This window comes from Brevundimonas sp., from assembly GCF_003248455.1.
GTDB lineage: Bacteria > Pseudomonadota > Alphaproteobacteria > Caulobacterales > Caulobacteraceae > Brevundimonas.
In genome coordinates this window covers 20,834-27,949 of sequence record NZ_QFNM01000035.1, presented here as the reverse complement: position 1 = coordinate 27,949, position 7,116 = coordinate 20,834, and the positions used below count along the sequence as shown (strand labels likewise).

The 7,116-nt window shown below is 66.0% G+C and carries 9 protein-coding genes and 1 pseudogene; 9 read left to right on the top strand and 1 reads right to left on the bottom strand.

All coding sequences use genetic code 11. The annotated features are described in order from the left end of the window. Positions 1-387 (bottom strand): DUF6065 family protein (locus tag DI624_RS13170; protein ID WP_291539337.1); only part of this gene is annotated, 387 nt, incomplete at its 3' end. Between the two features lie 64 nt (positions 388-451). Here DI624_RS13170 and DI624_RS13165 point away from each other — a divergent pair. The 9 genes and pseudogenes from DI624_RS13165 (at position 452) to DI624_RS13125 (ending at position 7,105) form a co-directional block, all read left to right on the top strand. After that, complete coding sequence (locus tag DI624_RS13165; RefSeq protein WP_291539331.1) at positions 452-976, top strand: prolyl-tRNA synthetase associated domain-containing protein; 525 nt, start codon at positions 452-454, stop codon at positions 974-976. 225 nt (positions 977-1,201) lie between these two features. Next, positions 1,202-2,110 (top strand): thioredoxin, encoded by a 909-nt coding sequence (gene trxA / locus DI624_RS13160; protein WP_291539328.1) that lies wholly within the window; start codon positions 1,202-1,204, stop codon positions 2,108-2,110. Between the two features lie 37 nt (positions 2,111-2,147). Next, positions 2,148-2,804, top strand: a complete 657-nt coding sequence (locus DI624_RS13155; protein WP_291539325.1) for an LON peptidase substrate-binding domain-containing protein — start codon at positions 2,148-2,150, stop codon at positions 2,802-2,804. Between the two features lie 64 nt (positions 2,805-2,868). Beyond that, positions 2,869-3,063, top strand: a complete 195-nt coding sequence (locus tag DI624_RS13150; RefSeq protein WP_291539322.1) for a Trm112 family protein — start codon at positions 2,869-2,871, stop codon at positions 3,061-3,063. Positions 3,064-3,261: 198 nt separating this feature from the next. Beyond that, the gene (gene gshB / locus DI624_RS13145) at positions 3,262-4,215 is read left to right on the top strand and encodes a glutathione synthase (protein WP_291539320.1); all 954 of its coding nucleotides are present in this window, start codon (positions 3,262-3,264) and stop codon (positions 4,213-4,215) included. A 62-nt stretch (positions 4,216-4,277) separates the two neighbouring features. Next, positions 4,278-5,198: pseudogene (locus DI624_RS13140) on the top strand (YifB family Mg chelatase-like AAA ATPase); the annotation flags it as partial. A 69-nt stretch (positions 5,199-5,267) separates the two neighbouring features. Then, a complete protein-coding gene (locus tag DI624_RS13135) occupies positions 5,268-5,705 on the top strand; it encodes a hypothetical protein (RefSeq protein WP_291539317.1) in 438 nt (145 codons plus the stop codon). Then, the gene (locus DI624_RS13130) at positions 5,702-5,866 is read left to right on the top strand and encodes a hypothetical protein (RefSeq protein WP_291539314.1); all 165 of its coding nucleotides are present in this window, start codon (positions 5,702-5,704) and stop codon (positions 5,864-5,866) included. The genes DI624_RS13135 and DI624_RS13130 overlap by 4 nt, the downstream gene beginning before the upstream one ends. Positions 5,867-5,983: 117 nt before the next feature. After that, positions 5,984-7,105 (top strand): hypothetical protein, encoded by a 1,122-nt coding sequence (locus tag DI624_RS13125; protein WP_291539311.1) that lies wholly within the window; start codon positions 5,984-5,986, stop codon positions 7,103-7,105. Positions 7,106-7,116: the final 11 nt, after the last annotated feature.

Below are 7,116 nucleotides of genomic sequence, written 5' to 3'. Positions count from 1 at the left end.
CTCGATCAGGCCGACCAGCGGCTGGATGCCGTCCTTCACATGGTTGGGCGACCCCGAACACATCATCCCCCAGCCCGGCGGCGTGCGGAACAGATATTGGGGATGCATGGTCAGGACCCCGCGCGAGAAGTGCGAGGTGACGAAATGATCCAGGTCGTGCTGTGGCCGGTCGGGCGTGATGACGATGTCTTCCTGGCGCGGACCGCCGTTCCACTCGGCCGAGAAGCCGAACGGGCACAGAATTTCCCACCCCGTGGTGTTGGCCATGTTCAGCGGCAGGCAGCGATAGGGATGGCGGCTGATGAAGGCGTCCATCCAGTTGCGCGACTGGCGGCCGGGCACGAGGTCCGGCGGCCGGGCCGTCATCGGATAGCATTCCAGTTCCAGCGGGCGCGTCTGCACGGTATCGACCATGGACGTTTCCTACCGCCCGAAACCCGACGGCTCAACCATGACGACCCAACCCGCCCCGACGCCGGCTTTCGACCGCGACCGCCTGATCGCCTGGCTGGCCGAGAACGGCGTGACCCACGCGACCCACGACCACCCGGCCGTCTTCCGCGTGGAGGAGGGACTGGACCTCAAGGCCGACCTGCCCGGCGCCCATACCAAGAATCTGTTCCTGAAGGACCACAAGGGTCGGCTGTGGCTTATCTCGGCGCGCCAGGACACGGTGATCGACCTGAAGCGCGCGGCGGGCGTCATCGGCTCGGGCCGGCTGTCGTTCGGAAACGAGACCCTGATGTGGGAGACGCTGGGCGTGCGCCCCGGCTCGGTCACGGCCCTGGCCCTTATAAACGACATCGACCGCCGCGTGACCTTCGTGCTGGACCAGCGCTTGTGGGACGCCGACATCGTCAACTTCCACCCCCTGACCAACACGGCGACGACCGCGCTGGATCAGGCGGCATTTCGACAGATGCTGGCGTTGCTGGAGCGAGAGCCGGTGGTGGTGGATTTCGGGGCGCTGACCTGAGGCTTTCGAGGGCCGCCGCCGTCTTGAACCTCGAAGCCGAAGCCCCATCTGGAAAGCGACGGCGAGCGGGACGGCGAGGGGATTTCACACTATTCATACTATTCAGACGGTGTTTTTCGCGGCGTCGTGCGAAATCCCGGCGCGACCAAATCGCCGCTTGATGCCGACGCATCCCGACGCCATCTGAACCGTTGAAACTGACCGACCTCTGCGCGGACCTCGCCCATGACCCTGCTCGACCCGACCCTGAACCCCGAAGCCGCCGGCGACCTGATCAAGGAGGGCACGGACGCCTCCTTCATGACCGACGTGATCGAGGCGTCGAAGCAGCGGCCGGTCATCGTCGACTTCTGGGCCACCTGGTGCGGGCCGTGCCGAACCCTGGGGCCTGCGCTGGAGAAGGCCGTGCGCGCCGCCAAGGGGGCGGTGAAGATGGTCAAGATCGACGTCGACAAGAACCCGGCCTATGCGGGCCAGCTGCGGGTGCAGTCGATCCCGACGGTCTACGCCTTCGTCAACGGCCAGCCGGTCGACGGCTTCCAGGGCGCCATTCCCGACAGCCAGATCAAGGCCTTCATCGACAAGCTGACCGACGGTCAGGGCGGCTCGACCGAGACGGCGCAACTGCTTGAGCTGGGCGAGGAATCGCTGGGCCTGAACGACTTCGGCGGCGCGGCCCAGGCCTTCGCCCACGTCCTGTCGATCGAGCCGGAGAACGAGAAGGCCATCGCCGGCATGGCGCGGGTCTATCTGGCCGGGGGCGATCCCGAACAGGCGGCCCAGACCATCGCCATGGCCCCCCAGGACTCCAAGGAGCCGGCGGTGCAGAGCGTGCGCGCGCAGCTGGCCCTGGCGTCCAAGGCGCCCGCTGGCGGCGCGTCCGCCGAACTGGAAGCCAAGGTCGCCGCCGACCCGAACGATCATCAGGCCCGCTATGATCTGGCCGAGGCCCAGAGCGCGGCGGGCGACTTCAAGGGCGCGGTCGACAATCTGCTGCACATCGTCAAGGCCGACCGGGAATGGAACGACCAGGCGGCGCGCAAACAGCTGCTGGTCATCTTCGAGGCGGCGGGCCTGAGTTCGGACGTGGCCAAGGACGGGCGGCGGCGTCTGTCGTCGATCCTGTTCTCTTGAGGATGGGCCGAGGCCCGCGACGGGCCAGGGAGACATCATGCCCCAGGGCTATGTGAAAGCGTTCGACCTGCCCCAGGTGATCCCGGTGTTCCCGCTGGGCGGGACCATCCTGTTGCCGCGCGGCCAACTGCCGCTGAACATCTTCGAGCCGCGCTATCTGAACATGGTGGACGACGCCATGGCCGGGGATCGGATGATCGGCCTGGTCCAGCCCAATGGCGGAACGCCCGTCCTGCCCAGCCTGTCGCCGGTCGGTTGCGCCGGGCGGATCACCAGTTTCGCCGAGACTTCCGACGGGCGCTATCTGATCACCCTGACGGGCGTGTCGCGATTCCGCATCGCCGCCGAACTGCCGTCCAAGGCGCCCTATCGCCAGGTCCGGGCGGCGTTCGACGACTATGAGACGGACCTGACCTCGCCGACCGAGGCGCCCGATTTCGACCGCCACGCCTTCCTGGACGCCTTGCGCGCCTATATGGCGCACCGCCTGTTGGACATCGACTGGGAAACGGCCGAAACGGCCCCGATGGAGGCCCTGGTCAACAGCCTGTCGATGGCCCTGCCGTTCGAACCGGCGGAAAAACAGGCGCTGTTGGAGGCCGCCAGCCTGATGTCGCGCGCCGAGGCCCTGACCGCCCTGCTGCGCATCGACGCCGCCGACGCCGGCGACGACGCCGCGCCCTCCATCCAGTAGCGCAATGCCCGGCAGGCCGCTAAGGACTCCCTCGAACAGCGCCAGACGCGATAGGCCCAGAACAATGAGCGACGCCTTCAACACGCCGGTCTCCGTCGATCCCCGCCTGCTGGAGGTGCTGGTCTGCCCCGTCACGCGCGGCAGGCTGACCTACGACCGCGACGCCAACGAACTGATCTCGGCCGGGGCCAAACTGGCCTATCCCATCCGCGAGGGCGTGCCGATCATGCTGGCCGAGGAAGCGCGCCAGATCGACTGATTCCATACTCCGCTCATCCCCGCGAAAGCGGGGACCCAGCGCCTTGGGCGATCCGCGCATCACCCGCTTTCGTCTCAATCCAACGCACTGCCGAACGACAGAACTGGTTCCCGCTTTCGCGGGGATGCGCGGGTAAGGTTGCGGTGGAGCTTCCTCATTCCCATTCCATTCGTGCCTGCCAACGCAAGGAAAGCCTCGATGCTCAGAGTCGCCATCCAGATGGACCCGATCGAGGCCGTCGACATTTCCGCCGACACCACCTTCCTGATGGCCGAGACGGCCCAGGCGCGCGGGCACAGACAATGGGTGTATGATTTCCGCACCTTGGCGCTGGAGGAAGGCCGCCTTTACTGCCGCGCCCGGGCCGTCACCGTGCGCCGCGAGGCCGGGAACCACGTCAGCTTCGGCGACTGGGAAAGGCTGGACCTGGCCGAGGACGTGGACGTCATCCTGATGCGGCAGGATCCGCCGTTCGATATGGCCTATGTCACCGCCACCTATCTCCTGGAGACGGTTCACCCCGGGACCCTGGTGGTCAACGATCCGGCCCAGGTGCGGTCAGCGCCCGAAAAGCTGATGGTCACGGCCTTTCCCGGCCTGCAGCCGCCGACCCTGATCTCGGCCGATCCCGTCGCCCTGACCGCCTTTCACAAGAAGCATGGCGAGGTGGTGCTGAAACCCCTGCACGGCAACGGCGGATCGGGGGTGGTCAAGCTGCGCGCCGACGATCCCAATCTGGACGCCCTGATCGAAATCCATGCGGCGGGCAGCCGCGACCCGCTGGTGATCCAGAAGTTCATCCCCGCCGTGTCCAAGGGCGACAAGCGCATCCTGCTGATCGACGGCGAGCCGGTCGGCGCCATCAACCGCGTGCCGGCCGAGGGGGCGGTGCGTTCCAACCTGCACGTCGGCGGCAAGGCCATGCCGGTGGAACTGACGCCGCGCGACCTGGAGATCTGCGCCCGCATAGGCCCGACGCTGAAGGCGCGCGGCCTGATCTTCGTCGGCATCGACGTCATCGGCGACTATCTGACCGAGATCAACGTCACCTCCCCCACCGGCGCCCAGCAGTTGAAGACCTTCACCGGCGTCGACGCCACGGCCCTGATGTGGGACGTGATCGAGAAGAAGCGCGCTGCTCAGGTTGCGTGAACGCCACTTGAATTAGATTTCAGTTCATGGTTCGTTCTCCACGGTGGAGCTGGAGAACGGATATGGTCGCGCGGGTCGTCACGGTCGCCTTCGACGGGGTCGAGGCCCGGCGCGTGGATGTCGAGGTCCAGCTGATCGGCTCCGACGGACCGACGATCTTCAACATCGTGGGCCTGCCGGACAAGGCGGTGGCCGAAAGCAAGGAGCGGGTGCGCGGCGCCTTCGCCGGCATCGGCCTGGCCCTGCCGGCCAAGCGGATCATCGCCAATCTGGCGCCCGCCGACCTGCCCAAGGAGGGCAGCCATTTCGACCTGCCCATCGCCCTGGCCCTGATGGCGGCCATGGGGGTGATCGCCCCCGACGCCCTGGACGGCTGGGCGGCCATCGGCGAACTGGGGCTGGACGGCCAGATCGCGCGGGTGGGCGGCGCCCTTCCCGCCGCCGTCGCCGCCGACGCCATGGGGCTGGGCCTGATCTGTCCCGAGGCGACGGGGCCGGAAGCCGCCTGGGCCGGCGGCGCGCGCATCCTGGCGCCCCGATCTCTGATCGGCGTGGTCAATCATTTCAAGGGAACCCAGGTGCTGCGCGCGCCCGAACCCGGTCCTCTGGCGGCCGGGCGCGCCGCACCCGACCTGCGCGAGGTCAAGGGTCAGGAAAGCGCCAAGCGCGCTCTGGAGATCGCGGCGGCGGGCGGGCACAATCTGTTGTTCATCGGCCCGCCGGGTTCGGGCAAGTCGATGATGGCCCAGCGCCTGCCCGGCCTTTTGCCGCCCCTGACCTCGCAGGAGTTGCTGGAGACCTCGATGGTCTGGTCGGTCGCCGGCCTGATCGAGCGCGGCGCCCTGACCCGCGACCGGCCGTTCCGCAGCCCCCACCACTCCGCCTCCATGGCCGCCCTGACCGGCGGGGGCCTGCGCGCCAAGCCGGGCGAGGCGTCCCTGGCGCACAACGGCGTGTTGTTCCTCGACGAACTGCCCGAGTATTCCGCTGTTATGGCGCAAACACACCTAGCCGCCTGAGACGCATCTTGTTGTTCTTGCTACGTTCTTTTCATGAAGAACGACATCGAACGCCCCAACACGGTCATGGGCCTGCTGGACAAGCGGGCTCAACTCGCCGGCAAGCTGAAGTACCTGCGCGCCGAAGAGCGCAAAGTCATTTGCGATCTGGATCACATCGACGCCGCCATCCGGCTCTTCAACGCGAAGCCGAACGAGGACCGGATCGTCCGCTTCCCGACTAAGCACCGCGCCAAGAAGGGCGAAGTGGTTCGGATGGTGGTGCGGCTGTTGAAGAACGCCACCGAGCCGCTGACGTCGCTGGACCTCGTTCTAGTTCAGATCGAGGAACGCGGACTCAAAGCCGACGACGAAACAATTGTCCTGATGCGGAAGCGCGTCGGCGCATGCCTGACCAAACTGAAAAACGACGGCGTGATCCGCGTCGTGCCTCAGGTCGGCCTCTACCAGGGCTGGGAGTGGGTCCGATGACCCCGATTCAGTTCTGGCGCGGTCGCCACCTCTATCAGATCGCGCCGGCGCGCGAGGGCACCGGCTTCATTGGCCTGTGCAGCGGTCAGATCGTGGCGACGGCGCCGGACACCGCCAGCGTCATGCGGGCACTGATCAAGGCGGCGATCTGGCGGCGCTAGAACAACGCGTCCGAGAACGGACGGGTCGCAAACTGGGGACAGACCTATGGACACGGTTTGTTCTCCCGGCGCTCAGGTTGTATGGTTCATCAACCCCCGATTCTTGAAAGGGTACAGATGCCTTACGCCGCCAACCCGAACCTCACCGGCGCGTCTTCTTCGTATGTGGAGCGCGGCTGGGACAGCCTCACAGACGAACAGCTTCTGCTCGTTCAATGGTCGACGAATGACCCGATGTCCCTGCCCAACATTCACCGGTCGATCCCGGCGGACCTCGGCGAATTTCAGATCGAACTCGCATACGACCTTGCGCCTGAGGATGATGCTGTACCTTGCGCGCACTGCCCGCAGCATCAGCCCCACCGGCATGGGTTCGTCCTTAGGGACGGACACGGGCGGCGTTTCCTCCTCGGGAGCACCTGCGGTCCCAAGGCCTATGGCACGAATTACCGCCTTGCCTCGAACGCCCGAACGCAGATGAAGCGTCGCTACGAGGTGCTGACACGGTGGCTTCGTCTTCGAGATGACTTGCCCGCGAAGATCGACGAGTTGGCGTCCATCGCGTCGAGCGGCCAAGCACGCGTTCTCCGAGCCGGACGAAACCGGTTGGAGCAGGATGCGCCACGCATGGTAGCCAAGATTCGCGCTCTAAGGCCCTCCGACGTCGGATCGACGCTTCGTCTGGTCCATACCACAGAGGTGCGCGACCGTGCCGCCGAGGACGCGGTGATGAGCGAGTTCTTGGTCGAGGTCGGGAAGCTGATGGAACTCGGGCTGAACAATCACGAATACACGCGCCAGCACGGGCAACTGAAGGCGAAGCTAGGCGCTGGCCAGCCGATCACGAGAACCGCCGAACTCGATCATGGCGAACTTGAAGGAGCCGATTGGATACGGGCAGACCGATGCCCATCAAGCACGTTGATCGACATCGTAGCGCGCCTTCGAGGACTCGCCGCCATCGGCCAAGGGACCCAAGACAAGTCCACTTCGCGCCTTTCTCAAATCGTCCGTCAGGCCGACGTCGATCTGGAAGCGGCCGAATGCTGCATCGACGCTATCGAAAGCGCCAAGGAGTTCTTTCAGTCAGGGCGACTTTCGAAGCTGTGCGACTGGTTGAACGGTGGGATCAACCCTCCAGGGAGGGCGCTTGCAGGTGGTGCGAAATGGCAGGTTGCGGAGAAGCTGAGGCCTCAGGTTACGATTGATTTCGGACCGTTCCTCACAGGCGCCCACTGATCGAACCTCGA